The organism is Arthrobacter sp. Y3221048, from assembly GCF_059092685.1.
This window is the reverse complement of the sequence record NZ_JBNHHX010000002.1, coordinates 68,786-95,137: the sequence shown is the minus strand read 5'-3', so window position 1 is coordinate 95,137 and position 26,352 is coordinate 68,786. Positions and strand designations below refer to the sequence as shown.

The following is a 26,352-nucleotide window of genomic DNA, read 5'->3' as shown; positions in this document are numbered from 1 at the left end:
GCGCGCGGGACCGATCGGCAAACAGCCACGGTGGTTGTCCTGCGGCCTGCTTCAGGTAGATCATCGGATCAGGGCACAGTGCCATCCCTTTGGAGCCACACAGCCCGTCATCAAGCGAAGGACAAGGTCGGCATGGCAGCACCGCCAGCCACGAAAGCCGCGTTGACCGGGTCGACGCCGGCCATGCTGGCGGGCGTCGTGTCGGCGGCCGCCCTCTTTGCCACAGCGGAACTGGCGGCCGCGTTTTTCGGCCCGGCCGCCTCCCCCTTCGGCTCGGTGGGTGCCGCCGTCGTCGAGCTCTCCCCGATCTGGCTGACCGAATTCGCCATTTCCACATTCGGGACAGCGGACAAACTGGTGCTGTTCATCGCCATGGGGATTGTTGCGGCGCTGATCGCCGCCGCGGCCGGCCTGCTCGCCGCCCGGCGCTGGACCGCCGGCGCGCTTCTGGTGGTGCTGCTCGCGGCGGGCATGGCGGCCTGCGTGCTCACCCGGGCCGGGGCGGTGCCGGCCGATGCCATCCCGACGGCGTTGGGAACCGCGGCAGGCCTGCTCGGCCTGCGCCGGCTGATCAGGCTCTTGCCCCGAGCCGCGACCTTGTCCGTTGGCAGGGCGGCCGTCTTGCCGGAGGATCCGGACCGCCGCCGCTTCCTGGCGAACGCCGCGGCGATGGCGGGTGTCGCCGCCGTCCTGGGAATCGCCGCCGGCGCCGTTTCTGCCGCACGGAACACGGCACGGCAGGTGCGCCAGGCACTGGGGCTGCCTGCCCCCGCGCGGCCGGCCGGGCCGTTGCCGGAGGACGTACAGGCGCCGGTGGACGGAGTGGTTCCCTTCGTGACCCCTAACGAGGAGTTCTATCGCATCGACACCGCGCTGATCGTCCCGTCGGTGGATCCGGCGCAATGGCAGCTGCGCGTTCACGGACTGGTTGAGGAAGAATTCAGCATCGGCTTCCAGGAGCTGCTGGAGGCCGAACTTGTGGAGAGCTACACCACGCTGACCTGCGTTTCGAATCAAGTGGGCGGGGAACTGGCCGGCAACGCCCGCTGGCTGGGCTATCCGCTGCGGGACTTGCTGGCGCGTGCACGGCCGCTTCCGGAGGCGGACATGGTCCTGTCCACCAGCGTCGACGGCTTCACTGCTTCGACCCCTTTGCAGGTGCTCACCGATGGGAGGGACGCGCTGCTCGCGATCGGGATGAACGGTGAGCCCCTGCCGCTGCAGCACGGTTTCCCCGTTCGGATGGTGGTGCCGGGACTGTACGGATACGTGTCCGCGACCAAGTGGGTGGTTGACCTGGAGCTCACGCGGTTTGCGGACAAGGCTGCCTACTGGACCACCCGCGGCTGGTCGGACCGCGGCCCGATTAAGACGGCCTCGAGAATCGAGGTGCCTCGCCCCGGAGCCCGCCTGCCGGCCGGGACCATGGCCTTTGCGGGGACGGCATGGGCCCAGCACCGGGGCCTGTCGAAAGTCCAGGTGCAGTTGGACGACGGTGACTGGGTGGACGCTCAACTGGCGGCGGAGGCTTCCGTGGATACCTGGCGCCAGTGGTACTCGGTGCAGGACGATGTTCCGGCCGGGCAGCACCGGCTCCGGGTGCGTGCCTGGGAGGCGGACGGCACGCTGCAGACCGAGGCCGCCACGCCGCCTGCTCCGGATGGCGCCACCGGATGGCACAGCATTGAATTCACCGTTGATTAACCGCCGGGTCATCTTCGTCACAGGGTCTGGGCATCAAGCCCGGGATTCCGCCACCGGTCTGCAGGGGGCGCCCAGCTTCGGTTGCTATGCTCAATACCCCGCCTCCCGCAGCCGCAGGCGGCTGCCCGTTCCCAAGGCGGCACCGCCGTCGTTCCCGGCGGCCCGATTTCCCTACCGTTCACCTTCCCTTCCCTCCAGGAGACCCGCACCCCGATGACCAGCCCGGCAGTATCCGATCAGCACAAGGACCTCATGGACCGCAGGTACGATTCCGGCGTCGCCGACATTAACCGTCTCTGCGACGAACTGCGGGACCTGAAGCCGGGTACCGAGGTCCCTTACGTGGATCCGATCCACGACGCCGATGAATGCCGGATCGTCTCGCTTTACTCCAACATCGGGCAGGCATCGGACACCGGTTTCATCTGGCCCGGGGACCAGGAGGCTGCTACGCGGATGCTCGGACTGCAGTGGCAGCTCGGCCTGCGGCCCCAATATGTCATGCCCTGGAATGTGCACCCGTGGTTCACGCCGGGAGAGGCCAACGGCAAGCTCACCCCGGACCAGATCAGTGCCGGCCTCAAGCCGCTGCTGAAGATGTTGACACTGGTGCCGCGGGCCTCGGTGCTCGTGGCCCACGGAACCGAAGCCCAGCGGCTGGCCGGATTGCTGCTGAAGACCGAGAACCCGCTGCTCTGGCGGCGCGGTTTCAAGACGTACAAGGTCAGGGCGCTCAGCGGCCGGGCGTTCGCAGGTTCGCCGGCCCGCCAGCAGGAATGGCTGGACGCCATGCACGAGGCCTACGCGGACGCGATGGCCCGCACCGGGCTGGGCCGGCCCGCCAAGTAGCCCTTCGGCACCCAGGCATCGCCGACGCCCGGGGCGGCATGCTCGCCCAAAAGTTGGCGCCGGTTGGGGGCATGCCCGCGGATAGCGGCGGCGGAAGCCCGCTTCGACGGCGGGGTACCGCCCGCCGCCGTCGTTGTGCGGACGGTAGCCGGCGGGCCGCTACGCCTGCGGACGGGCATTGCGGTGCCGCCGGGGCGCGGCTACATTACTTGCATGTCTCATGAACCAGGGAGGGGGGCGCCTGGAGCTCAGGGAACCGGGGGGATGTCTGGGGAACCGGACCGTCCTGCGCCGCCGCGTCCGCAGATGTCCGACCATACGCCGCCGCCCATCACCGGGATTTTGGTGCCGCCGCCTGCAGTCAAGAGGGTCCGCTTCTTGTGGATCCTCAGTTTCGTTTCAGGGCTGATTGCAGGAGTATTCGCGTACTTCGCCCAGGACGAGATCCTCAAGCACCTGCGCGGGCTCATCAACGGCCTGGAGCAGGGCGCCGACGAGGAGACCGTGGAAGCCCTCGCGGTGGTGGTGTTCTGGGGAACCTTGGGCATGCTGGCGCTGGTCATTCTGATCGAGGCCGTGCTGCTGCGGGCCCTCATGCGCCGACACGGCAAGGCGCGCTTCGTGCTGCTGGCCTTGCTGTTTGTCCACGGGGCGGTGACCCTGTTGGCCGACGAATTCCTGGCCGCCCCCGGCGATCAGGAATTGCGCATCAGGATCATGCTGGTTCTGCAGCTGGTGCTAGCCGGCACGGCGGTAATCGCCAGCGTCCTGCGCGGGGCCAACCAATGGTTCCGGGCCGAGCACCAGGGGCGACGAGGCCGGCCGACCGCCTGAAGCAAGCTGCATGCCTGCCAGCAGTTCCTCGCAGCTGCGAATGACGGTCTGGCAGATTTCGGCAACGTCACGGCCGCGCAGCGGATCGCCCGCTACGGCGTGCCAACGTCGCACGCACGCCAGGGCGTGCTCCCGCAGGACCTCGTCGGGAGTGTCACGGGGCAGTCCCAGGCGTTCGGGTGCCGAGACACCTTCGCCGCCAATCATCCGTTCAGCTTCGGCGGCCAGCTCCGGTTCCAGCGGCAGCCCGGTGGTGCGCGCAGCCGCCAGCAGGCGCAATTCGCGGAAGGCGTGAGCGCTGGCGAGCAGCCGTTCCAGGCCGGCCGCGACTCCGGCAGTGCCCGGGCGGGGATGGTCGTTCAGCAGCTTTTCGATACCGACCAGGGCCGTGCGGGCTTTGAGCTGTCCGGCCCGGGCTTGGAACTGCCCGGTCATCACGGCCAGCAATTCGTCCAGCCCGCTGCGGCGGGCCAGTTCGTGGGCCAGCTCGGTCGGCTCGGAGATTCCTCCACGGAGCAGCGCCGCTGCCAGCCGGAGCCCGAAGAGCCCGAACCGATCCAGCAACCTCGCCCGCGCTTCCGGTGTGGCGGACAGCGGCCCCTCGGGGCGGACGAAGCGGTCGGCAGACAGCAAGAGCCGCTCCCGTTCCCGCCTGTCCAAGGAAGCGAGCTCGGCGAGGACGGAGTATTCCCCCTGCCGCAGGCTGCGCGCCGACTGGGCCAGCAGGCCGGCGATCGGCACTACCCCGAGGGCCAGTGAACGCAACGCGCCGTCACGGCGGTAGCGCGCCGCGATTTCCCGGGCGGAGAGCATGGCGTCGATCCGGCCGGACCCGACTTCGTCCGCGCGGGACAGCACCGCCAGCGCGTTCACGGTACCGCTCTGGCCGGCCGCGGTATCACGGAAGGACTCCAGGAAGCCCAGGTCGGACGCGTGCAGGTGCCGCAGCAGGTAGATGATTGCATCGGCCTCCGAAGGTGCGTCTACTGGCGTCAGGAAATCGGTGGAGCGGGCCGACACGTCCCGGGAGAGCGAGGCAATGCCCGGCGTGTCGATCAACGTCAGGTCGCGCAAGGTTCGGGACGGCCAGTCCACCACGAGCCTGTCGACTTCCTCTGCGTTGATCCCGCCGAACTCGAAGACCAACCGGCCGTCGGTGCGCTTGGTCGGAAGGTCCCGGGGCGCTCCGGAGCGCGGATACAGGGTAATGCGCGGAGTGTCGCCGTAGCGGTACCAGGTGACCACCCGGGTGCACTCTCCCGTGTCAGTCGGGGCAATCTCCTCGCCGATGATGGCGTTGAGCAGTGTCGACTTGCCGGCTTTGATCATGCCCGCAATGGCTACCCGCAGCGGCTCGTCGAGCCGGCGCGCATACTCCTCCAACACCCGACGCACCGCAGGGTCGTCGCGGTAGGCCTCGAGCGCTTCCCGGACCAGCCCGCGCGCCGCTTCGACGTCCGCTCCGGCTGCCGCGGGGTTCATGCCTGTCCCGCCGGTTGCGGTGCAGCATCCAGCGCCAGTGCCTGCTTGCGCAGCGACTCAGCGAGCGCGAGGGACGCCTTGAGCTCCTTGATCCGCAGGTCGCGTTCCTGGTGGAAGCTGCTTGCGGCCTTCTGTGCCGCCAGCACAGAATCCGCCAGCGAACGATGGTGCTCCTCGGCCAGTTCGGTGAAATGGTCGCGCGTGGCCCGCTGCACGATCCGGAGCCGGTCCTTGAGCTGCTTGCCCACTTGGAACACGACCTCGTCAACTTGTTTCCGGACCAGGGCCTTGGCTTCCGACTGGCGGCGCTTCAACCGGGCTTCCTTGTCTTCGCGGTAAGCCTTGCCGCCGAGCAACAGGCCGGCTCCGACGGAGATCGGGTTGATCAGCGCCATGCCCACGATCCCGGTAAGGAGGCCGAACATCAACACACCGCCGTACGAGCCACGCATGCCGATCAGTATCTTCTGGACCGGTCCCAGGCGGCCCGCATCCAGGCCCGGGATCTCCTCGACCGGGTCGAGCACGTTCTCCGTGGAATCGACCTGCAGCAGCGGCAAGGTCACGTCGTCCTGGTTGAAATGCTCGGCCACCTTTTCCGCCAGCCACAGCGACCGTTCGTTCGTCCACACGAAGGTGTCGGACACGGCAGCGGCCACTCGCTGTTCAAGCCAGTGCACAAACTGCTCCCACTGCGGACCGGGATCCCCGGCATCGATGGACTGTTCGGCTTCCCGCAAAATGCTGCGCAGCCGGTCGCGCAAGTCGTGTTCCATGTCGGAGATGAGATCGCTCATGCCGTCGTTGAGCGTGACCTGCCAACGGGAAGAACGACGGCGGAGCTCGTCGGCGCGTTCCTTGGCCGCCTCCAGCTCGGCCAGCATCTCGGGCGTGCCGTCCGGATTCTCCAGCGCGCTCAGTTCCGACTTCAGCGACAGCCGTAAATGGTCCACGGCCGAAATCAGGTCCTGCGCCACGGAGCGCCGCTGGAGCCGCTCGGTCTGGCCCAGGATCTTTTGCCGGAGATATGCCACCAGCTCCGGAAATCCTGATTCGGCGTTCAGTTCGCTGTCACGCATTTCGGCCGCCCGCAGGCGAAGTTCCGAGGAGATCGGAATCAGCGGCATGTCTGCCCCGATCCGCTTCAAATGGCTTCTGTCCAGTTCGGCCACCTGCCGCCACTGCGGGTACAGATCCGTCTTGGACAGCACGCCGGCCACATTGGGGCAGATTCGTTGGGCCTGCCGCAGGAACCGGATCTCCGGTTCGGTGAATTCCTGGGATGCGTCCGAGACCAACAGCATGGCGTCCGCCGTCGGCAACGCCGTCAGCGTGGTGAGAGTATGCGCCGAGTCCAGCCCCCCAACCCCCGGCGAGTCCACCAACGCAAGTCCGCCCTGCAGGACCTTCCGGGGCAGGGAAACTTCCGCGGCCGCGAGCCGGCGCTCGTTACCCGGATTTCCCCGTTCCGAAACGTGCTCGGCGAGTTCGTCCAAGGCGATCGGGCGACGCTCCAGTTCAACGTCCCCGTCGTTGGATTCGGCGCCTTCCTTCGGCACCAGGATCACGGCTGAGGCAGGCTCTCCGTGCTTCACTACCGTCGGCACCGAGGTGGCGACGTCGTCGTCAATGGGACAAACCGGCGCATTCACCAGCGCATTGATGAGCTGGCTCTTGCCCTGCTTGAATTCACCGACGACGATCACCCGGGTAGTCGGGTCCTGCAATCGCTTGCGGGTCTGCTCCAGGCGCCGCTGCAAGTCTGCGCGCTCACCCTTCTTGGCCAATTCCAGGCCCTGATCCACCAGCTTGACGAGCTCGACCACCGTACCCCCTTCTGCGTCCGGCCAGCCGGCCGGACCGTGACACTGTCCAGCAGGAGGTCCCCCGGCCTCCTGCTGGACAGCTGATCTGTCGTAATTCAGTTATCAGACCGGGTTAGAGGTTGACCTCTTCGGCAACAACGCTGTCTTCGATTTCCACTTCGTTCTCCGCGATGATCACGGAGTCGTTCACCGAGTTGTCCGTGAATTCGGCATCGATGTTGGCGTCCACCTGCACGTCCGTGTTCGTGGAGTTGTCGTTGAACGAATCCTTGACCTCGACCTCGTTGAACGAATCCTCGATCTCGACCTCCTTGTTGAAGGAATCCTCCACGTTGATGTCGGTGGTGGAGTTGTCCTCGTTGAACGAATCCTCGACCTCGATCTCGGTGGTATTGCCGTTGTAGGAGTCCTCGATTTCCACGTTGGTCGAGTTATCCGTCGAGTGGTCGGAGTTGTCGTTGAAGGAGTCTTCCACCTCGACGTCCAGGTCGACATCCGTGTTGTAGGAGTCCTCGTTATAGGAGTCCTCATTGTAGGAATCCTCGTTGTAGGAATCCTCAACGTTGAAGGAGTCCTCCACGGAGATGTCGGTATCGCCGACGGTTACATCGCCCTCAATGTCACCGGTGGTTACGGTAGTGGAATTATCGGTGGAGTAATCCTTCGAGTAATCCGTCGAGTTATCCAGGGTGGCGTCGCCGCCGGCTGCAACAGAGTCGTCGCCCGAGGCAATCACGGCGTCATTGTCGAACCACTGGTTGACGTCGCCGTCCGCCCAGATGTTCTGGTTGACGGACTGGTCCGTGATGGTGTCCCGATCGTCGATCGTCGAGGTGTACGAGTAGTTGTTCACGATGTGAGTCAGCTGCTGGACAGCATGGGCATGGTCATCATGATCGTTGCCCCTGCCGCCGCCGTGACCGTGGTCATCGTCGTCATGACCACCCCCGTGGCCCCCGCCGTGGCCGTGGCCGCCGTCACCGTGACCGCCGCCGCCCCAGCCCCCGCCATTATTGCCGGAGTTGTCGCTGGACCAGTCGCCGGTGTCGCCGCCGGAGTGGTTCCCACCGGTGTTGTACTCCCGGTCGAAGGACGAGCTGGCATCCACGGGAGCGTAGTCGAGGATGACCGGCATGATCGCGTCCACATCATCGGAGCACACGTCGCCCAGGCCGGCCTCGGCTAGGGCGGCCTCCGGGTCCGCCTGGAATTCCGCGGCGGCGCGCGGATCACGGAGCAGATTCATGATGAATTCGAGAAGAGAGCTTGCGAGCGTAGGCATTATATGAATCCCCATTCTTGTTCCTACTGGATCTGGCCAAATTATGGATGGTGGCCCGCCGAGCTGAGCTGCTTGGCTTGATTCAAAGCTACGGTCGGGGTGCTGCCGCCCGCATCGGGGCTTCCTCCCCCGCTACCCGGCCCCTGCAGGGGGATCGCGGTTTCCGGGGACTAGGTAGGCAGGGGTTCCAAGCCCGGAAGTCCGCGGATTTACTGCCCTTGGGAAGTGTCTTCGCCGAGCGCAAGCCGCAACTGGGTCAGCAGTTCGGAGCGGTTCGAAGCCCCTAGGCGGCGGCGGATACGCGCGATGTGGTGCTCGGCGGTACGCGGCGAAATAAAAATCGCGGCACCGATCTCCCGGTAAGTCTTGCCCTCCAAAACCAACCGGGCAACTTCGCGCTCCCGCTCGCTCAAGAGAGCCCCCTCCTGTCCCTGTGCTGCCCCGGCGGGGACTGGTGCCTGCCCTTCGTGCTCCACGGCAGCTGTCTCGGCCGTCGCGTCCATGGTCCCGCGCGTCCCGGGATGAAGGTCCCTGGCGCAGGCCAGGAGGCGGCTCATGTCCTTGCGCTCGTCCGCGTGCGCTGCCGCGTGCCCGGCGAGCCGCGCCCCGTCCCATGTGAGGCCGACGGATGCGAGCGCGCGGGCGGACTCCTCCACCAGCCGGGGATCAATCCGACCGGCCAGCACCGTCACCCACGCCCGGCCGGCCGCAGCAAGCACGCCCGCCAGGCGGTACGTCCCCGAGGCGCGCACTAGCGCCGCGGCGTGCGGGGCGAGCTCGTTGGGGCTGTCCGCCAAAAGGGCTGCCTGGACCGCATACCAATGCAGCGCCGTAGACCAGAGCGCCGGTTCGCCCAATCTCTCCAACAGCGCCCACGCCTCCGTCAAGTGCGGCTGCAGCCTCGCGGAATCGCGCAGGCGGGCAGCGGCTACTGCCAGTTCGCCCAGCGGCAGAAGGCTGTAGAGATCGACGGCGACGTGCAGCAGCCGGCCCCGCGCCCGGTCCCAAGCGCGCACCAAGCCGGCCGTGTCATCGGTTCGGCGCGCCAGCCCGACCCGTAGTGCGTCCAGCAACAATTCGTCGCGTGGTGTGGGAGGGATTCCGCTGGCGGTCGCCTCTGCAATGGCTGCTCCGGCGCTGTCCGGGTGGTCCTGCAGCATGGAGACCCAGGCCCGCAGGAGCAGCAGCCTCAACCGGGCCGCCGGACCTCCCTGCCCTCCGCGCAGTGCATCGTCGAGGATGGATTCCGCTACGGAAAGCTCACCGCTGTGCAGGGCCACCAAGGCCGCGAGGGCAGCCGGGCTGTCCGGGAGCGGAACCGCGGCGCCCGAGGCCGTGAGCATGTCGGAAGCTTGTACCAGGGCCGGCAGCGCCTGCTCGGCGTGCTCGCCGATGGACTCGGCAATGCCTTGTCCCATCAGCGAGACGGCTACGTTCGTCAGTGTTGGCGAGTTGTCGGTGCGGTTGCCGGCAAGCAGGCTTCGGGCCGCGTCGGGCTCGCCCGTACCGATCATGACGACGGCGGCCAGCGCCCTGGACGCCTCAGTGGCGGGAAATCCGAGCCACCGGTAGACCTGTGCGCTGCGCGCCAGCATTCCCCGCTGCGCCCACAGCGACGCCGCCACGTCCGCTCCGCGGAGCCTGTCGGGCGCGTCCGGTTGAGCCAGCACCCGGTCAAGGATGCGGCCGGCTGTTTCGAGGTCGCCGGAGGCCAGGGCCGCCTGGGCCCGCCGTGCCGCTGTTGCCACCCCGTCGGCTCCGGCTGCCGCCGCTTCGTCGTAGAGTGTCGCGGCTACCAGCGGCTCGGAAGCCAGGGCGCCGTCGCCTGCATCTTCGAGGACGCGGGCGACCCGTGGATCTTGGAACCCGTCCCGAACCAGGCCGCGGGCCACATCCAGGGGCGCCGGTGTGCTGTTGTTGTTCGTTAAGCAGTCCGCCAGGGCCCGCTGGGTGGCCCGGACGTGGTGGTGCGGGGTGACGTGAAGCAGGACGCTGCGCATGAGGGGAGCAAGGTTTCCCTCGGGCAGGATCAACCCTGCGGCCGCTGCCTGCGACATCAGCGGCCCGATTCCGCCAGGCAGCTCCCGCAGTCCGGAAGGCAACGGCCCGGTTGGATCGAACCCGACCGCAAGTGCCAGCAGCAGCTCCCGAAGGTTTGGCTCCAGCCGTTCGAGTTCGTAGCCCACATGGTTGACCAACCCACCGAACTTACCCGGATCTGATGGTATTTGGCGGGCGTCATCGGTCGCTTCCAACACATGCTGGACCAGCCAGGGCAGGCCCCCGGTTAGCCGGAAAACCTGTTCAATGACGGGAGCAGGAAGCCGGTCCGAGCGGGCAGCCGCTGCATGGCGGGCGATATCGTTACGGGTCCAGGGCCCCAACAAGACCGGCCGCCGGTGCGCCTCCAACACCGCCGTCAGCCGCTGCAGCGCCGGCAACTGCGGCCACGTCCGATACGCGACCACAAGATTCACGTTCTGCTCGTCGGCCAATCGATGGACGCGCTCCAGTTCGGCGTCGTCCAATTGGTGGGCATCGTCGATCAGGACCGCGGTGCCTTCATCCACAGGGTCTTGCCCCAGTGCTTGCCTGCCCGAGCTGACGGGGACTCCTGCTTCGTCATAGGCTGCCGCCAAGTTCTCCAGCAGAAGGCTCTTGCCCGACCCTCCCGGACCGGACACCGTAGCCCGTAAACGCGACGTGGGTTCCGTCGCGGCTTCCGTCAGCAGTTGCGCGGCATCCCGGTTCACCAGACGACGTGCCGCCGCCGGCTGGGCCGGTATCGCACCTGTCATGCCGGCCCCGGAGCAGGCGCATCGGTGGGGTCACCCGACGGAACCGGCGGCTGCGTCGGATCCATCAAGGCCGGCGCGGTCGGCGGAGGATCGACAACAGCCGTCTCTGACGGTGCCGATGAAGGCTCCGGCGCTGGCTCCGGGTCAGGTTCCGGCGCGGGCGCGGGAGACGGAGGCGTCTGCACCGGATCAGGTTCCGGTGCCGTTGTCGGTGCAGTTGGAACACTCGGTTCCGGCTCCGGGACGGGAGGTTGGGGAGTCGTGCCTGGCTCTGGCGTAGCGGGCGGCACGGGGGCTCCGGTGGTTCCCGGAGCAGGGTTGTTGGTGCCGTTGTCCGGGTTCGTTCCCGACCCCTGCCCGGAATCGCCGGCAGGCGTAGACGCGCCGCCTGGGCCCGTTGACCGGGTGCCGTCCGGCGCCGTCGTCGCCGTTCCCGTTGCCTGACCCTGCGCGAAGTCCAAGGCGCCGCCAAACCCTGGTGAGCCTTCCGGGCTGGGAATCACCCCGCCGGGGGACGTCGCAGCCGGGTTCTCCCAGAAAACCACAGGACTCATGCCAGGCTGCGACGGCTCAGCAGCCATCACGGAATTGGCCGGTCCCGCCCCTTTACTTCCCTGCGGTGCTCCCCCCGGTACGTAGCCGTTCCGTTCCGCTGTGCTGCCTTGGGCAACTCCCGGCCGGGAGCCGAAAAGGCCGAATTCGTGCGGGCTTTGCGCGGCGGTCGCCGTTAAGGCCGTGAGGGCCGCGACCGCCACCGTTACGGCAGCGGCGCGCATGGCCAGCACGGGTTTGCGCGCGCCGCCGGCGCCGTCCACCGCGGACGCGGCGTGGGCGTGGAAGTGGGGTGGCGGGAATGCACGACCTTCAGCGGCGACGGCTTCCGGCTTCGGCTCCGCAGCATGTTCAGGTGCCAGGGCGAGCCGGTTTCGCGCCGCGAAGTATGCGGCGCCCAAGCTGATCGAGGCCTTCGGGTCCGCATCCACGGCGAGGGGACGGTTCAGTTCGGCGGATAGCAATTGGGCAACCAGAGGGATGCGGGAGGAGCCGCCAGTCAAGAGGACCGCGGTGAGGTCCTCGGCAGCTACTTCCGCTGTTTCGAGGGACCGGCGCAGGGAGCGGATCGTATCGCGCACCAACTCGTCAATCATGCCCTCAAACTCGGACCGCACCAGGCGGACGCTTGTCTGCAGATCCGGCAGCAACACAGGGATCGTTGCCTCGGAATCGGCTGAGAGAGCTTCTTTGGCTTCAACGCACTCCCGCCGGATACGGTCCAGTGCCACGCGTGTTTGCGTCGAGTCGGGGTCCACGGCGCTGAGCCCGCCGTCCAAGCTGGCGACGACGTGGGCGAAGACAATGTCGTCGACATCCGCTCCCCCCAACCGCTCCAAACCTTCCGGTTTGCCCAGCAGGGTGAACGAGGACGTGTCGTTCTTGTGCAGAACTGCCGCGTCGAAGGTACCGCCGCCAAAGTCATAGACCGCGACCAGGCTGCCCGTGCTGACGCGGGTCTGGGAGGCGTAATGGAGCGCGGCTGCTTCCGGCTCGCTCAACAGAATGACGTCGGCTAGCCCGACGCCGGCCATGGCATCACGGATCAGGCCGGTCTTGTAGTCACCCCAGCTGGCCGGATGCGACACCACCATGCCTTCCGGAGCTTCGCCTTCGCGTTCGTGGACGCGGTCTACGACCCACCGCACCACCGTGGCGAAAATATCTTCAGGCGTGACGAACAGGTCTCCGACCATCATCGGCACAGCGTCGCCGATCCGCCGTTTGAATTCACGAACTACCCGGTCAGGGGAAGTCGTGCCCCGGCGTTCGGCTGCCTCGCCGACCAGGACTGCGCCGTCGTCGCCTAGATAGATCACCGACGGCACGGCCGCCGCACGCGAACCCAAGTGGACAGCCTGCGGCTGCTGAGGCTTTCGGTCCCCGCTCCGATATCGCGCTATCGCTGCTGCCGTAAAACTTGTGCCGACATCGACACTCAGTACATAAGCCATGAATCCCCTCAGGTACGCCCAGCAAGGAACGTCCCCCACCGCTTCTTTATACTGTCTCCAGAGTCATGCTCTGCTTCCCCGCTAGGCGGGCGGTTTCCATCCGCCCGTGTCCCCATGAAGCCGCTGCGAAAAGACGCCCTCAGCCGCCGCCGGCCCCAGTTCCCCATACATGGATCCGGCGTCCTTCAGAAGCCGTTCCGTTACATTCAGCCTAGGAGGGGATAAGGGGTTAGACAAGGGAACGCTTCCCCGGATTCGAGGCACGCACGCCACCAAAACTTGGTTAATGGTTTACTTCAGGAAGCGCCTTCGCCCTTGATTTTCCTGCCCTCGCGTAATACATATGCAAAGCCGCGCATCTTCTTTTGCCTAGCGCCTGGATGGGTGGGACCACCAAGCGATTACGGGCGGTGCATACAATGATTTTTCGCCAATCTGACCCGGGAGCTCAATGAAAAATAAATGCAGCGAACCCGATTCCTTGCGGTCTTACGCAGTCTTTTTGCGCGGCATCAACGTCGGGGGCATCCGGATTGCCATGAAGGACTTGCAGCGGGTCCTCACCGAAGCCGGCTTTAGCCAGGTGGAAACGGTCCTCGCCTCGGGCAACGTCGTGCTGTGCGCGGAGACCGATGACCCGGGTGCGGTCAAGGAAAGAGTCGAAGCGAGCTTAAGGACGGCTTTCGGCTATGACGCGTGGGTCATCGTCAAGACGCCGAAGGAGCTGTCGGCCATCGTCGACGGCTACCCGTACATCCCGGCCGACGACGGTGTCCCCCGGCACGCTTACGCGGTGCTCACCACGGGTGCGGCTGTTGTGGAACGACTGCTCGGGGATTGCCCGGGACTTTCGCCCGAAGAACGCGCGGCCCCAATTGGCGACGTCTTGTACTGGGAAGTGCCCAAAGGCAGCACGCTGGAGTCGAAGCTGGCCAAGCAAATGGCCAAAACCATGTACAAGCCGGTGACCACCACCAGGAACCTCAACACGCTGCATAAGGTACTGGCCAAGTTCCATACGGAGGACTGAGGTCCCGGGGTCCCTGCTACCAAGGGAGGATCGGAACCGCGCCCAACTCATCCTCCCGGGGGATAGCCGCAGCACCGCTGCGATTCTAGACTCGTCATTGTTGCGGCTTTTGTGGCTGCCGGCGGCCGGGCACGGCCAAGGAGGGGGGATCCTATGCTGTTCGACTCGGTCACGTGGATATCAGCTCTCGTCTGTGCCGGACCGTTTGCCCTTTTCCTGGCGGTCGGAGCGCTGGTCAGCATCGGGCGGAGCAAACGGCAGCGCCAGGCGAAAGCAGGCTGGTCGCTGGTGGTGCTCGCGTTGCCCATCCTTGGCCCCCTGGCGTGGTTCCGGACCGCGTCGCGCCGGGCCGCCGCCGGTGTGCCCCAGCGCGATCCCGGTCAGGCGACGCAGGCGGCGGGACCCTCTCTTCGATGAGCCTGCGCCCGAAAAGGCGCAAGCCGTCCTGGGAAAGTGATGGCCCATGTCCCGCCGGGTATCGGTCCATGCAATATCCGTGTTGGACGCGCTTTGGTCAATGTCCTTACCCTTCTGGCATGACCACCCGCACAGCCGCGCCCGGCGAGACCGCCGCAGCCATCAACGGCAAGCAGATCCTTCAGGTTGGACCGGTGAACCCCGCTGTCGCAGCCGCCTTGGCCGACGAGTTCGGCGCCCTGTTGCTTCCGGACGGCCCGGAACGCGGGGAATTCCTGCAGCGGTACGCCCACGGTATCCGCGTGGCGGTGTGTTCCGGCCGCCACGGGGTGGACTCCCACCTGATGCGCCGACTGCCGAGCCTCGAAGCCATCGTGAACTTTGGCGTCGGCTACGACGCCACGGACGTCGCCCAGGCAAACGAACGCGGTATCCAGATCAGCAACACCCCGGATGTGCTCACCGATTGCGTGGCCGACACCGCACTGGCCCTCTACCTGGATGTACTGCGTCAAACCAGCGCGGCCGACCGGTTCGTCCGCCGCGGCGCCTGGGAATCAGCCCCGTCCTACCCCCTGACCACGCGCGCCTCGGGCAAACGGGTCGGCATCCTCGGCCTCGGCCGTATCGGCCAGGCGATCGCCAAGCGGTTGGAAGCCTTCGACTGCGAGATCCACTACCACAGCCGCCGCCCCCTCAACGGCTCGGGCTACACGTTCCACTCCTCCCCCGCGGAACTGGCCGAAGCCGTCGAGGTGCTGGTCATCGCCGCCGCCGGAGGCCCGGAGACGGTCAACCTGGTCGATGCGGGGGTGCTGGCCAAGCTCGGCCCTGGCGGCTATCTGGTCAACATCGCCCGCGGAACCATTGTGGACGAACACGCATTGGTCTCCGCCTTGGCCGAGGGCCGCCTGGCGGGCGCAGGGCTGGACGTGTTTGCCTCCGAACCGCATGTTCCTGCCGGACTGATGGAACTGGAGAACGTCGTGCTGTTGCCCCATGTGGGCAGCGGAACCCGCGAGACGCGGGCCGGCATGGCCGCTTTGACGTTGGAGAACCTTCGCGGCTTCCTGCGCGACGCCTCGCTGGTGACCCCGGTCTGCTAAGCCTGCAGGGCACTCTACTTGTATAACAAGTAGTCGACTTGTACGATCAGTGCACCAGCACCTCCCGCGTTAGGACCGCCATGCCCTACACCCCCGATACCATCCGGCACGTCAAACTCTCCACAGCCACGCTGCCGCTGGCCACCCCCATTTCCGACGCGAAGGTTTTCACCGGCCGCCAGAAGCCGATGACGGAAGTGGTCTTCCTGTTTGCCGAAATTGCCACCGCACAGGGACACGAGGGCTTGGGCTTCAGCTATTCGAAGCGGGCCGGCGGCCCGGCGCAATACGCCCATGCCAAGGAAGTCGCCCAGACGATGCTCGGCGAGGACCCCAACGACATCGCCAAGCTGTACAACAAGCTGCTGTGGGCGGGCGCGTCGGTGGGCCGCTCCGGCGTCGCCACCCAGGCCCTGGCCGCACTGGACATAGCGCTCTACGACCTCAAGGCCAAGCGGGCCGTGCTCCCGCTGGCCAAGTTCCTGGGCGCCCACCGCGATTCCGTCCGCACCTACAACACCTCCGGCGGCTTCCTCAACGCCTCCATCGACGAGGTCAAGGACCGTGCCAGCCGATCCCTTGCCGAAGGGATTGGCGGCATCAAGATCAAGGTCGGCCTGCCGGACTCGGCCGAGGACCTGCGCCGTGTCGCCGCCGTCCGCGAGCACATTGGCGACGGCGTGCCGCTCATGGTGGACGCGAACCAGCAATGGGACCGCGCCACCGCACTCCGGATGGGCCGCCGCCTGGAGCAGTTCGACCTGGTCTGGATCGAGGAACCGCTGGATGCCTACGACGCCGAAGGCCACGCCGCCCTGGCCGCCGCGCTGGACACCCCGATTGCCACGGGCGAAATGCTGGCCTCGGTGGCCGAGCACGAACGCCTGATCGCCGCCCGCGCGTGCGACATCATCCAGCCCGACGCTCCCCGGGTCGGCGGCATCACCCAGTTCCTGCGCCTCGCCACGCTGGCGGACCAGGCCGGACTGGATCTGGCACCGCACTTCGCGATGGAGATCCACCTGCACCTGGCCGCGGCCTACCCGCGTGAGCCGTGGGTAGAGCATTTCGACTGGCTGGATCCGCTGTTCAACGAGCGCCTCGAGACCCGCGACGGCCGCATGATTGTGCCTGACCGCCCGGGCCTTGGCTTCACCTTCAGTGACCAGGCCCGCGCCTGGACGACGGACAGCGTCGAGTTCGGCCTCGCCTAGCCGCGCCGCGCCTTGGTCCCATGACGACGGCGGTGCCACACTGCCGTCGTTCCCCCTTCCACCTGCCCCAGAGAAAACGGGAGCGATGAAACCGAACCTGACGGCCACCCTGGTTGACGACCTGCGTCGGCGCATTGTCGACGGCGATATCGCTCCCGGCGACAAGCTGCCCAGCGAGAACACGCTGATCGCAGAGCACGGCGTGAGCCGCACAGTGGTGCGCGAGGCCATCACCCGGCTGCAGGCCGAGGGACTTGTGCATACCCGGCGCGGCAGCGGGAGCTTTGCCCTGACGCCGCCGGCGGAAGCGAGGGGACCCCGGGGCCTCCGGCCCGTGCGGACGCTCGAGGACCGGAGGGCGCTGGTGGAATTCCGCACCGGCGTCGAAAGCGAAGCCGCAGGCCTGGCCGCCGCGCGCCGAACAGGCCGGCAGCTAATCGCCCTGCGTACTGCACTCGATGACTTCTCCCGCTCCGACGCCAACCCTGCCGCGGCACTGGCCCACGACTTCGAGTTCCACCGCACCATCGCCGAAGCCAGCGGCAACCCCTTCCTGCTGGATGCGATTGCGGCACTCGGCCCGGCCATGATCGCCATGCCGCGCTACCGGTTGGAGGCCAGCGGGTCCGAAGCCGAAACCTCCCGCCTCTCGGCCGTGGCCGCCGAACATGCGGCGGTGCTGGCCGCAGTGGAAACCGGCGATGCCATGGCCGCGGCCGCTGCCATGCGCACCCACCTGGTCAATTCGCGGCACCGGCTGGATCGCGAATCCGGCCACTGATCCGGGGCACCGCCCGCCGAAACCCGGGCATCACCCTCATTCGTCGCTGAAAGGCCGCCATGGCAGCATCCACCGATGGTCCCGTTGAACATGGAAGCGGCAGCAGACCGGGTCTGCTGCCGCTTCCGTTCAGGTGCGGTGGATCCGATGTGGTCGGGGGCTCTACTCCGTTGCCTTGACGGCCAGCACCGGCCGGTCGGCCTGCAGCAGGATGCGCTGGGCGTGGGAGCCCATGATGAACTTGCCCACCTGGGTGCGCTGGCGAAGGCCGATGACAATCATCGAGACCTCGCGTTCGCTGGCGAGTTCAAGAATCTCGTCGGCCAGGTCGTCGCGGTGCGTCGGCCGCAGCACCTCCGCGGTCACGCCTGCCGCATCGGCCGCCGACTTCAGGCGCAGGAGGTCACCCTCGGACGCCACGGTCTTGTCCACCAGCGCCCCTTCGCGGGTGGAGTTGACGATCAGCAGGTCTTCACCGCGGAGCTTGGCCTCCGCGATGGCGGCGGACACGGCCGCTTCTCCCACGGGGGTGGGTACATAGCCGACGAGGATGCTCATGCGTTCTCCTTGGTTTCGGTAAGGGCTTCGGTACGGGAGTTTTTCCGGCGATCCATCCCCGACTTGACCATCGGCCAGACAGCGACGACCACGAAGATCACCAGCAACGTGGCGGAGATCGGTCGGGTCATGAATCCCGCGACGTCTCCTTGGAGCACCAGCAGCGAGCGGCGCAGACTTGATTCAAGCAGTGAACCCAGCACGAAGGCCAGCACCAGCGGTCCCGGCTCGAACCCGAACTTCTTCATCAAGTAGCCGACCGCGCCGAAGAGAACCACCAGCAGCACATCGAACATCGAGTTGCGGATGGTGTACGCGCCCAACAAGGTAATCAGCGCGGTGATGGGAGCCAGGATGGCGGCGCGCACCCGCAGGATGCGGACGAACAGGCCCACCAGCGGGATCGACATGATCAACAGCAGGATGTTGCCGATGTACATGGAGTTGACCACGCCCCAGAACAGCTCGGGGTTTTCGGTCATCAGCTGAGGCCCCGGGGTCACGCCCTGGATGAGCAAGGCGCCGAAGATGATGGCCATGGTGGCGTTGGCGGGAATGCCCAGGGTCAGCAGCGGGATGAAGGAACTGGTGGCAGCCGCGTTGTTGGCTGTCTCCGGACCGGCGACGCCTTCAATGGCGCCCCTGCCGAAGCGCTCCGGGTTCTTCGCACGCTTCTTCTCGACGGCGTAGGCGGCCAGCGAGGAAATGGTGGCGCCGCCTCCGGGCAAAATGCCGAGGAAGAAGCCGAGCACGGAGCCGCGTCCGATGGCACCGGACGACTGCTTAAGGTCCTTCTTGGACGGCCACACATTGGCCACGGCTGCCGGCGCTTGGGCCGCGCGGTGGCGTTCTTCCAGGTTGTAGAGGATCTCGCCGACACCGAACAGCCCCATGGCCACCGGGACAAAGTCAATGCCGTCAGCCAGGCTCAGGTTGCCAAAGGTAAAGCGTTCAGCACCGGTGAAGATGTCGCGGCCCACGGTCGCGAGCAGCAGGCCGAACGCGGCTGCGATCAGGGCCTTGATCTTGGCACCGTTGCTGATGGTGGCCACCAGCAGGATTCCGACCAGGGCCAGCGCCGTGTACTCCGGCGGGCCAAAGTCGAGGGCGAACCCGGCCACGAGCGGCGCCAGGAAGGTCAGCCCGACGATGGCGACGGTGCCGCCAATGAATGAACCGATGGCCGCAATGCCCAAGGCGGTCCCGGCCTTGCCCTGCCTGGCGAGCTGGTAGCCGTCGAAGACGGTGACCACGGAACTGGCCTCGCCCGGCAGCCGAAGCAGCACCGAGGTGATGGTGCCGCCGTACTGTGCACCGTAGAAGATGCCGGCCAGCATGATGATCGCTGTGACGGGCTCGATCCCATAGGTCAGCGGCAGCAGGATGGCGATGGTGGCTGCCGGGCCGAGGCCAGGCAGGACACCGATGAGCATGCCGATGACGACGCCCAGCAGGCAGTAGAGCAAGTTGGAAGGGTCAAGGACAACGCCGAAGCCGTTGATGACCGGTTGCAGGAAATCCATGCGGGAACCTTTGGATCAGTGGGCAAGGGTGGGGCGCGAGGCTCCCACGCGGCGGCGAAGCCGACACTATGGGAGCGCACGACCTGCTGGAACAGGTGGCTGCTAGAGCAGGTGGGGAATCGAGGTTCCCAAGGCCAGGATGAAGATGCCATAGAAGGCGGCAACAATCAGCAACGAGTAGAGAATGGCGCCGCGCCAGGATTCACCGCCGAGGAACTTCATCCAGACCAGGCACAGGAGCAGCGCGGGAACCTCAAAGCCGATCATCGGCATCAGCCACACCATGACCAGCAGCGTCGCGAAACCGCTGGCGGCCAACAAGGAAAGTTTGGAGAACTTCTCGCCATCCTTGCCCCCGCGCCGCCCAACAACAAGCTGGGCGAGCGCGAGGACAGCGATGATCAAGCTGACCAGGAACGGCCACATTCCGGGCCGGGGCTGAGAGGGTGTACCCAGCCCCAGCCCGATCGAGAGGACGAGTCCGGTCACGCCCAGCACGAGCACCACGATGGATGATGCGAGGTTCGCTACGGGTCCGGCCGGTGGCGGAGCCTCGGCCTCCCATTGGGCGGCCAATTGCTCCGGCGTCAGGTCGTCTTCGACGATGTCGACTGCCTCGGGGCCCTCGGCGGGCGTGTCGCGGTGGGGCGTCATGGATTTACTCGATTCGCTGTGACGGCCGAACGGGGCCGTGCGGGGGTGTTGCTACTCGCCGGCCAGGGAGATGTCGTACTTCTCGGTGAGTTCCTTGTACTTGGCGGCCAAGTCGTTCCACTGCTGGACGACTTCCTCACCGGAGATCTCCTTGGGGGTCAGCATGTTCTTCTCGTTGAAAGCCTTGTAGCTGTCGGCCGACTGGGCTGCCTCGACGGACGCCACGAGCTTGGCCTTCACGTCCTCCGGCAGGCCCTTCGGAGCGGCCAGGGCACGGTACTGGGAGACCGGAACCTCGTACCCTTCTTCGATGGCGGTGGGAACGTCCGGCAGGTAGGTGTTGCGCTCGTCGGAGAAGACGACGATCGGCTTGACGGTGCCCGCGTCGATCTGCGGCTTAGCCTCACCCAGCTGGATGGTGGCGAGCTGCACCTGGTTGCCCATGACCGCGGTCAGCGCCGGCGAACCCGAGTCGAAGGGAACCTCGGTGCCCTTGATGTCGGCCTGGGCGAACAAGATGGCCTGGGCCAGCTGCGAGCCGGTGCCCACGCCGGTGGTGCCGAAGGTCAGCTTTTTGGAACTGTCCTTGACGTCGTCCAGCGTTTCGATGCCGGAGTCGGCGCTGGCCACCAGGACGTAATCGTCCTGGGACAGGCCCTTGATGACGTCCAAGTCGTCCAGCGTGACGGCTTCGCCCTCGGAGACGGCGAGCGGAGTAATGGTGATCAGCGAGGCGTTCAGCAGGATGAGGTTCTGGCCATCGGGCTCCATGGCCGCGACTTCCTGGGTAGCCAGGGCACCGTTGGCGCCCGGCTTGTTCACCACGGGAACAGCTACGCCGAGCTCGTCCGCCATGCCTTCGGCAGTGGTGCGTGCGATCAGGTCGGTAGAGCCGCCGGCGGCCTGCCCGACAGTCAGGGTGATGGGGCCGGCGGGGAAGGCCTCCCCTTCGGACGCGGTGCTGCCGACGTTGCCGCCGCAGGCGGTCAGCGCCAGGGCGGCGGAGGCGGCGGTCATACCGATGATGGTCCGGCGGACGGGGAATGCTTTCACTTCGGGCTCCTTGCTCGATGAACAGCGGTGTTCGAACGGGTGGGCCGTGACCGGGTTCATATGAAGCAGGTCACCTACGGCTCGGTCCTTGAGCTTAGAAACAGACTATGATGCATGTCCAAGCCCATTACTGCATTGAATGATACTTGGAAGGCATCATGTTCACTTTGGATCAGGCCCGCAGTTTCATCGCTGTGGCCGAGGAACTTCACTTCGGCCGCGCCGCGGAGCGGTTGAGCATGACCCAGCCGCCGCTAAGCCGGCAGATCCAGAAACTGGAGCGCAGCATCGGCGTCGAACTCTTGGAGCGTGACAACCGCAAGGTGTCGCTGACGGCCGCAGGAAATGCCTTCCTCGCCGAGGCGCGCAAGCTGGTGGTCTCGGCGGACCGGGCGCCCCGGACGGCGCGCCGCATCGCCGCGGGCCGGGCGGGCGAAATCCGGATCGGATTCACCGCCGCCACGGCCTTCAGCCTGCTGGGTCCTTTGCTCGCCGAGATAGGCCAGGAATTGCCCGATGTCGACGTCGAACTCGAGGAACTCGTGACCGGAGAGCAGGTCCAAGCCATCATGGACGGCGATCTCGACCTGGGCCTGGCCCGTCCGCCCTTCGACACCGACCTGTTCGAATCGCACCTGCTTCTCTCCGAGAACCTGATGCTGGCTGTTCCCAGCGGGCATCCGCTGGACCGGTTGGCGCGGCCGCTGGCCGTGGCCGACCTGAAAGACGTGCCGCTGATCATGCATTCGCCGACCAAGGCGCGCTATTTCTACGATCTGGTGGTACGCCAGATCCCGATCGAGCACCGCAACGTAGTGCACACCGTGAGCCAGATCCTGACCATGGTGGCACTGGTGGCGGCCGGCCGCGGCGTCGCCTTCGTCCCGGAGTCGGCGCAACTGCTGGGTGTTGACGGCGTCAGCTACGTGCACCTGCCGGGGCTGGCCCCGGACTCGGTGGAACTGCACGCCATCTGGAACCGGAACACGCAAAACCCCGCGCTGCGCAGGATGCTCGACAGCATCTGGACCAAAGCCGCGTAACTGCAGGCCGACAATTACGTGCCCGTCAGAGGCCGGCACCTATCTGCCCGTCCCCAGCGCAATACTCTTCGGGCATCAATCCATACAAAAGTGGGCTTGGACAGGCATCATCTGGCCTTTCTAGGGTGGAACCAACGCATTCAACCCCCGCCGCCCGCGGCACCATCGCAAAGGAAGATGCACGTGGCCCAGTACACGCCCCATGAACTCGCAGACAAGCTCAAGGACGGGCTGCTGTCCTTCCCGGTGACGGCGTTCGATGCGGAATTGAACATCGACGAAGCCGCCTACCGCAACCACCTGGACTGGCAGTCCAGCTTCGAGGTCGCCGGCCTGTTCGCCGCCGGCGGCACCGGTGAAGGCTTCAGCCTTACCCCGGCCGAGTCCGCCCGCGTGGTGCGGATGGCCGTCGAGGAAGCGGGCAGCCGGGTTCCGGTGCTTGCTTCGGCCGGCGGCTCCACCGCCCAGGCCATCCAGAACGCCAAGGACGCGGAGGCCGCGGGAGCCGAGGGCCTGCTGCTGCTGCCGCCGTACCTGACCGAATGCGACCAGGCCGGCCTGCTGGCGCACGTTTCGGCCGTGTGCGCCGCCACCAACATCGGCGTCATCGTCTATAACCGGGCGAACGCCATTTACGCCGCGGACACCGTGGCGGCACTGGCCGACCGGCACGCGAACTTCATCGGCTTCAAGGACGCCCTGGGCGACATCGAGCACCTCACCAAGGTCTACGCCAAGAACGGCGACCGCCTGTTCTACCTCGGCGGCCTGCCGACCGCGGAAACCTTCGCCCTGCCGCTGCTGCAGCTGGGCATGAGCACCTACTCCTCCGCCATGTACAACTTCGTGCCGGAGTTCGCCCTGGACTTCTACCGCGACGTCCGCAACCAGGACCGCGATGCCGTGACCGAGAAGCTCAACCGCTTCGTCCTCCCCTACCTCGACATCCGCGACCGGGTTAAGGGATACGGTGTTTCCATCGTCAAGGGCGGCCTGAAGGCCGTCGGCCGCGACGCAGGCTTCGTCCGCCCGCCGCTGCAGGACCTGACCGAGAAGGACATCGCCGACCTGTCGGCCCTGATTGACGCCGCCGGCATCCGACCGGCAGACGTCCCGCAGAACGCCTAGGTTCCACGCCCGGAAGCGGCCGCCCTGACAGGGGCGGCCGCTTTCCGCCGATCAGCCACAGCAGACCATCCGCAGTCCAGAAGGAGCATCCGATGCCCAGCACGCAGACAACTCTGACAGGCCACTCGATCATCGCCGGCGAAGCCGTGACAGGCACCGGCGGCACGGTCAACGGTTTCGATCCTGCCACCAACAACGTCCTCGAACCGGCCTACAGCCTCATCGACGCAGCCCAGCTGGCTACCGCCACCGCCGCCGCCGCGGAAGCTTTCGACTCCTTCAGCACGTTGGATCCGGAAACGCACGCTGCCTTTTTGGAGAAGATTGCCGAGAACATCGAAGCGGTCGGTGAAGAGCTGGTGGAACGCGCGATGGCCGAAACCGGCCTGCCCGCCGCTCGGCTGAACGGCGAACGCGGCCGCACCACCGGCCAGCTCCGCCTGTTTGCCGCGGTGGTGCGCCAGGGCGACCACCGCGGCGTCCGCATCGACCCGGCCCAGCCGGACCGCCAGCCGATGCCCCGGGCGGACATCCGCCAGCGCAAGGTTCCGCTGGGTCCGGTCGCCGTTTTCGGCGCCAGCAACTTCCCGCTGGCTTTCTCCACCGCCGGCGGAGACACCGCCTCCGCGCTGGCCGCGGGCTGCCCGGTGGTGTTCAAGGCTCACAACGCCCACCCGGGCACCAGCGAAATCGTCGGGCACGCGATCGCCAGCGCGGTGGCCGAGGCCGGCCTGCACCCCGGCGTGTTCTCGCTGGTCTACGGCCCCGGCGCCAGCATCGGGCAGGCCCTGGTCGCCGATCCGGCCATCAAGGCCGTCGGCTTCACCGGCTCGCGCTCCGGCGGCACCGCCCTGGTGGCCACGGCCGCGGCACGGCCGGAACCCATCCCGGTCTACGCCGAAATGAGCTCCATCAACCCGGTCTTCTTCTTCGACGGCGCGCTCAAGGGCGACTTGGATGCCCTTGCCGCCGCCTACGTCGGCTCAGTCACCGGTTCCAGCGGCCAGCTCTGCACCGCCCCAGGACTTGCCTTCGTGCCGGCCGGCAACGCCGGGGACGCCTTCGCGGCCGCCGTGAGCCGCGCCCTGGCCCCGGCCGCCGGCCAGACCATGCTGACCCGCGGCATCGCCGACTCCTGGACCGCCGGCGTCGACTCCCTCGGCCGGCAGGACGGCGTGGAACTGGTGGCCCGCGGCCAGGAAGGCAGCACGCAGAACGCCCCTGCCCCGGCGGTCTTCGGCACCGATGTCCGCACCTTCCTGACCAATGACGTGCTGCACGAGGAAATCTTCGGCGCCGCTTCGCTGCTGGTCCGCTACACCTCCACCGAGGACCTGGTCACCGCCGCCAAACGGCTCGAAGGGCAGCTGACCGCCACCCTGCACATGAGCGACGAGGACCACGCCACCGTGGCCCCGCTGCTGCCCGTCCTGGAGCGCAAGGCAGGCCGCATTCTGGCCAACGGCTGGCCGACCGGCGTCGAGGTCGGGCACGCGATGGTCCACGGCGGCCCCTTCCCGGCCACCTCGGATACCCGCACGACCTCGGTGGGCACACTGGCGATCGAGCGGTTCCTGCGCCCGGTGGCCTACCAGAACATCCCCGACTCCCTGCTGCCGGCACCGCTGCAGCAGGACAACCCCTGGAAGCTGAACCGCCGCATCGACGGCGCGCTGGAACTCGCAGGAGAGTAACGCATGAGCAACCAACCCACCATTGCCGCCGTCGAGGTGGTCCCGGTCGCCGGGCACGACTCGATGCTGCTGAACCTCTCCGGCGCGCACGGGCCGTTCTTCACCCGCAACGTGGTCATTGTGACCGATTCCGACGGCCGCACCGGCCTGGGCGAGGTCCCCGGCGGGGAGAAAATCCGCACCACCATCGAGGACGCCGGCGCCTTGGTTATCGGCCGCCCGGTGGCACGCTTCCGCAGCCTGCTGCGTGAGATCGCCGCCGCGTTCGCCGACCGCGACGCTGGCGGCCGCGGGCTGCAGACCTTCGACCTGCGCACCACCGTGCATGCCGTGACCGCCATCGAGTCGGCGCTGCTGGACCTGCACGGCCAGTTCCTGGGTGTTCCCGTGGCCGAACTCCTGGGCGACGGCCAGCAGCGCGAAGCGGTGCCGATGCTCGGCTACCTGTTCTACGTGGGCAACCCGGACGCCACCGACCTGCCGTACCTGCGCGAACCCAACGGCGCGGACGACTGGGAGCGTGTGCGCCGGGAAGAAGCCATGACGCCGGAGGCCGTGGTCCGCCTGGCCGAAGCCGCGCAGGCCCGCTACGGCTTCCAGGACTTCAAGCTCAAGGGCGGGGTGCAGGCCGGCGACCTGGAAGTCGACGCCGTAACCGCACTCAAACAGCGCTTCCCCAACGCCCGCATCACCCTGGACCCGAACGGCGGCTGGCTGCTGCAGGACGCCATCCGGTTGGGCCAGCGCATGCGGGGCGTGGTCGCGTATGCCGAGGACCCCTGCGGCGCCGAAGGCAAGTTCTCCGGCCGCGAAGTGATGGCCGAGTTCCGCCGCGCCACCGGCCTGCAGACCGCCACGAACATGATCGCCACCGACTGGCGCGAGATGGCGCACGCGGTCCGTAACAACGCCGTCGACATCCCGCTGGCCGATCCGCACTTCTGGACCATGGCCGGGTCAGTCCGCGTGGCGCAGCTGTGCAACGAGTTCGGGCTGACCTGGGGCTCGCACTCGAACAACCACTTCGACATCTCCCTGGCCATGTTCACGCAGGTTGGTGCGGCGGCTCCCGGCGAGATCACCGCCCTGGACACGCACTGGATCTGGCAGGACGGCCAGGGCCTGACCAAGGAACCGCTGCTGATCCGCGACGGCGAGATCAAGGTCCCGCAGGCCCCCGGCCTCGGCGTTGAACTGGACCGCGACCGCCTGGCAGAGGCCAACGCCCTGTACCTGGAACACGGCCTCGGCGCCCGCGATGACGCCGTCTCCATGCAGTACCTGGTGCCCGGCTGGGAATTCGATCCCAAGCGCCCCTGCCTGGTCCGCTAAACCTCCCGCCCGCTCCGCACCCTGCGGGGCGGGCGGTC

21 protein-coding genes are annotated in these 26,352 nt (G+C 67.0%); 12 read left to right on the top strand and 9 right to left on the bottom strand.

Going from position 1 to position 26,352, the window contains the following annotated elements:
• Window positions 1-132: 132 nt before the first annotated feature.
• From AC5RVS_RS05055 to AC5RVS_RS05045, 3 genes are all read left to right on the top strand, one after another.
• Entirely contained in the window at window positions 133-1,704 is a 1,572-nt protein-coding gene (locus tag AC5RVS_RS05055) for a molybdopterin-dependent oxidoreductase (protein WP_494107384.1), read from the top strand.
• 213 nt (window positions 1,705-1,917) lie between these two features.
• Window positions 1,918-2,553 carry a uracil-DNA glycosylase family protein gene (locus AC5RVS_RS05050; protein WP_494107383.1) on the top strand — a complete coding sequence of 212 codons (636 nt, stop codon included), beginning with the start codon at window positions 1,918-1,920 and terminating at the stop codon, window positions 2,551-2,553.
• Window positions 2,554-2,817: 264 nt separating this feature from the next.
• A complete protein-coding gene (locus AC5RVS_RS05045) occupies window positions 2,818-3,387 on the top strand; it encodes a hypothetical protein (protein WP_494107382.1) in 570 nt (189 codons plus the stop codon).
• Here AC5RVS_RS05045 and AC5RVS_RS05040 read toward each other — a convergent pair.
• The 5 genes from AC5RVS_RS05040 to AC5RVS_RS05020 all read right to left on the bottom strand — a co-directional run bounded on the left by AC5RVS_RS05040 (window position 3,292) and on the right by AC5RVS_RS05020 (window position 12,676).
• The gene (locus tag AC5RVS_RS05040) at window positions 3,292-4,869 is read right to left on the bottom strand and encodes a dynamin family protein (protein WP_494107381.1); all 1,578 of its coding nucleotides are present in this window, start codon (window positions 4,867-4,869) and stop codon (window positions 3,292-3,294) included. The two genes, AC5RVS_RS05045 and AC5RVS_RS05040, sit on opposite strands and share 96 nt — an antisense overlap.
• On the bottom strand, window positions 4,866-6,695 hold the full coding sequence (locus tag AC5RVS_RS05035; RefSeq protein WP_494107380.1) for a dynamin family protein: 1,830 nt from the start codon (window positions 6,693-6,695) through the stop codon (window positions 4,866-4,868). The genes AC5RVS_RS05040 and AC5RVS_RS05035 overlap by 4 nt, the downstream gene beginning before the upstream one ends.
• Window positions 6,696-6,807: 112 nt before the next feature.
• Window positions 6,808-7,977 carry an IniB N-terminal domain-containing protein gene (locus AC5RVS_RS05030; protein WP_494107379.1) on the bottom strand — a complete coding sequence of 390 codons (1,170 nt, stop codon included), beginning with the start codon at window positions 7,975-7,977 and terminating at the stop codon, window positions 6,808-6,810.
• 209 nt (window positions 7,978-8,186) lie between these two features.
• Entirely contained in the window at window positions 8,187-10,775 is a 2,589-nt protein-coding gene (locus AC5RVS_RS05025; RefSeq protein WP_494107378.1) for a LuxR C-terminal-related transcriptional regulator, read from the bottom strand.
• A complete protein-coding gene (locus tag AC5RVS_RS05020; protein ID WP_494107377.1) occupies window positions 10,772-12,676 on the bottom strand; it encodes an Hsp70 family protein in 1,905 nt (634 codons plus the stop codon). Before AC5RVS_RS05020 ends, AC5RVS_RS05025 begins: the two co-directional genes overlap by 4 nt.
• A 556-nt stretch (window positions 12,677-13,232) precedes the next feature.
• Between AC5RVS_RS05020 and AC5RVS_RS05015 the strand changes: the two genes are divergently transcribed.
• The 5 genes from AC5RVS_RS05015 to AC5RVS_RS04995 all read left to right on the top strand — a co-directional run bounded on the left by AC5RVS_RS05015 (window position 13,233) and on the right by AC5RVS_RS04995 (window position 17,329).
• Complete coding sequence (locus AC5RVS_RS05015) at window positions 13,233-13,811, top strand: DUF1697 domain-containing protein (RefSeq protein WP_494107376.1); 579 nt, start codon at window positions 13,233-13,235, stop codon at window positions 13,809-13,811.
• 153 nt (window positions 13,812-13,964) lie between these two features.
• Window positions 13,965-14,228, top strand: coding sequence for a PLD nuclease N-terminal domain-containing protein (locus tag AC5RVS_RS05010; RefSeq protein ID WP_493989759.1), 264 nt, complete (start codon window positions 13,965-13,967; stop codon window positions 14,226-14,228).
• 119 nt (window positions 14,229-14,347) lie between these two features.
• Window positions 14,348-15,334 (top strand): 2-hydroxyacid dehydrogenase, encoded by a 987-nt coding sequence (locus AC5RVS_RS05005; RefSeq protein WP_494107375.1) that lies wholly within the window; start codon window positions 14,348-14,350, stop codon window positions 15,332-15,334.
• A gap of 80 nt (window positions 15,335-15,414) precedes the next feature.
• Window positions 15,415-16,548, top strand: coding sequence for an L-talarate/galactarate dehydratase (locus AC5RVS_RS05000; protein ID WP_494107374.1), 1,134 nt, complete (start codon window positions 15,415-15,417; stop codon window positions 16,546-16,548).
• Between the two features lie 85 nt (window positions 16,549-16,633).
• Window positions 16,634-17,329, top strand: a complete 696-nt coding sequence (locus AC5RVS_RS04995) for a FadR/GntR family transcriptional regulator (protein ID WP_494107373.1) — start codon at window positions 16,634-16,636, stop codon at window positions 17,327-17,329.
• A 162-nt stretch (window positions 17,330-17,491) separates the two neighbouring features.
• Here the strand turns inward: AC5RVS_RS04995 and AC5RVS_RS04990 are convergent, their stop codons facing one another.
• The 4 genes from AC5RVS_RS04990 to AC5RVS_RS04975 form a co-directional block, all read right to left on the bottom strand.
• A complete protein-coding gene (locus tag AC5RVS_RS04990) occupies window positions 17,492-17,887 on the bottom strand; it encodes a universal stress protein (protein ID WP_493989763.1) in 396 nt (131 codons plus the stop codon).
• Window positions 17,884-19,410: a tripartite tricarboxylate transporter permease gene (locus tag AC5RVS_RS04985; protein WP_494107372.1), complete on the bottom strand. Its 1,527-nt coding sequence runs from the start codon at window positions 19,408-19,410 to the stop codon at window positions 17,884-17,886. The genes AC5RVS_RS04990 and AC5RVS_RS04985 overlap by 4 nt, the downstream gene beginning before the upstream one ends.
• Window positions 19,411-19,512: 102 nt before the next feature.
• The gene (locus tag AC5RVS_RS04980) at window positions 19,513-20,064 is read right to left on the bottom strand and encodes a tripartite tricarboxylate transporter TctB family protein (RefSeq protein ID WP_493989765.1); all 552 of its coding nucleotides are present in this window, start codon (window positions 20,062-20,064) and stop codon (window positions 19,513-19,515) included.
• A gap of 51 nt (window positions 20,065-20,115) precedes the next feature.
• Window positions 20,116-21,117, bottom strand: a complete 1,002-nt coding sequence (locus AC5RVS_RS04975; protein WP_494107371.1) for a tripartite tricarboxylate transporter substrate binding protein — start codon at window positions 21,115-21,117, stop codon at window positions 20,116-20,118.
• Window positions 21,118-21,275: 158 nt separating this feature from the next.
• Here AC5RVS_RS04975 and AC5RVS_RS04970 point away from each other — a divergent pair, with 158 nt between their 5' ends.
• The 4 genes from AC5RVS_RS04970 to AC5RVS_RS04955 all read left to right on the top strand — a co-directional run bounded on the left by AC5RVS_RS04970 (window position 21,276) and on the right by AC5RVS_RS04955 (window position 26,314).
• On the top strand, window positions 21,276-22,160 hold the full coding sequence (locus tag AC5RVS_RS04970; RefSeq protein WP_493989767.1) for a LysR family transcriptional regulator: 885 nt from the start codon (window positions 21,276-21,278) through the stop codon (window positions 22,158-22,160).
• 183 nt (window positions 22,161-22,343) lie between these two features.
• Window positions 22,344-23,288: a 5-dehydro-4-deoxyglucarate dehydratase gene (gene kdgD, locus AC5RVS_RS04965; protein WP_494107370.1), complete on the top strand. Its 945-nt coding sequence runs from the start codon at window positions 22,344-22,346 to the stop codon at window positions 23,286-23,288.
• Window positions 23,289-23,380: 92 nt separating this feature from the next.
• On the top strand, window positions 23,381-24,982 hold the full coding sequence (locus tag AC5RVS_RS04960) for an aldehyde dehydrogenase (NADP(+)) (protein ID WP_494107369.1): 1,602 nt from the start codon (window positions 23,381-23,383) through the stop codon (window positions 24,980-24,982).
• Between the two features lie 3 nt (window positions 24,983-24,985).
• Window positions 24,986-26,314 carry an enolase C-terminal domain-like protein gene (locus AC5RVS_RS04955; RefSeq protein ID WP_494107368.1) on the top strand — a complete coding sequence of 443 codons (1,329 nt, stop codon included), beginning with the start codon at window positions 24,986-24,988 and terminating at the stop codon, window positions 26,312-26,314.
• Window positions 26,315-26,352 lie beyond the last annotated feature (38 nt).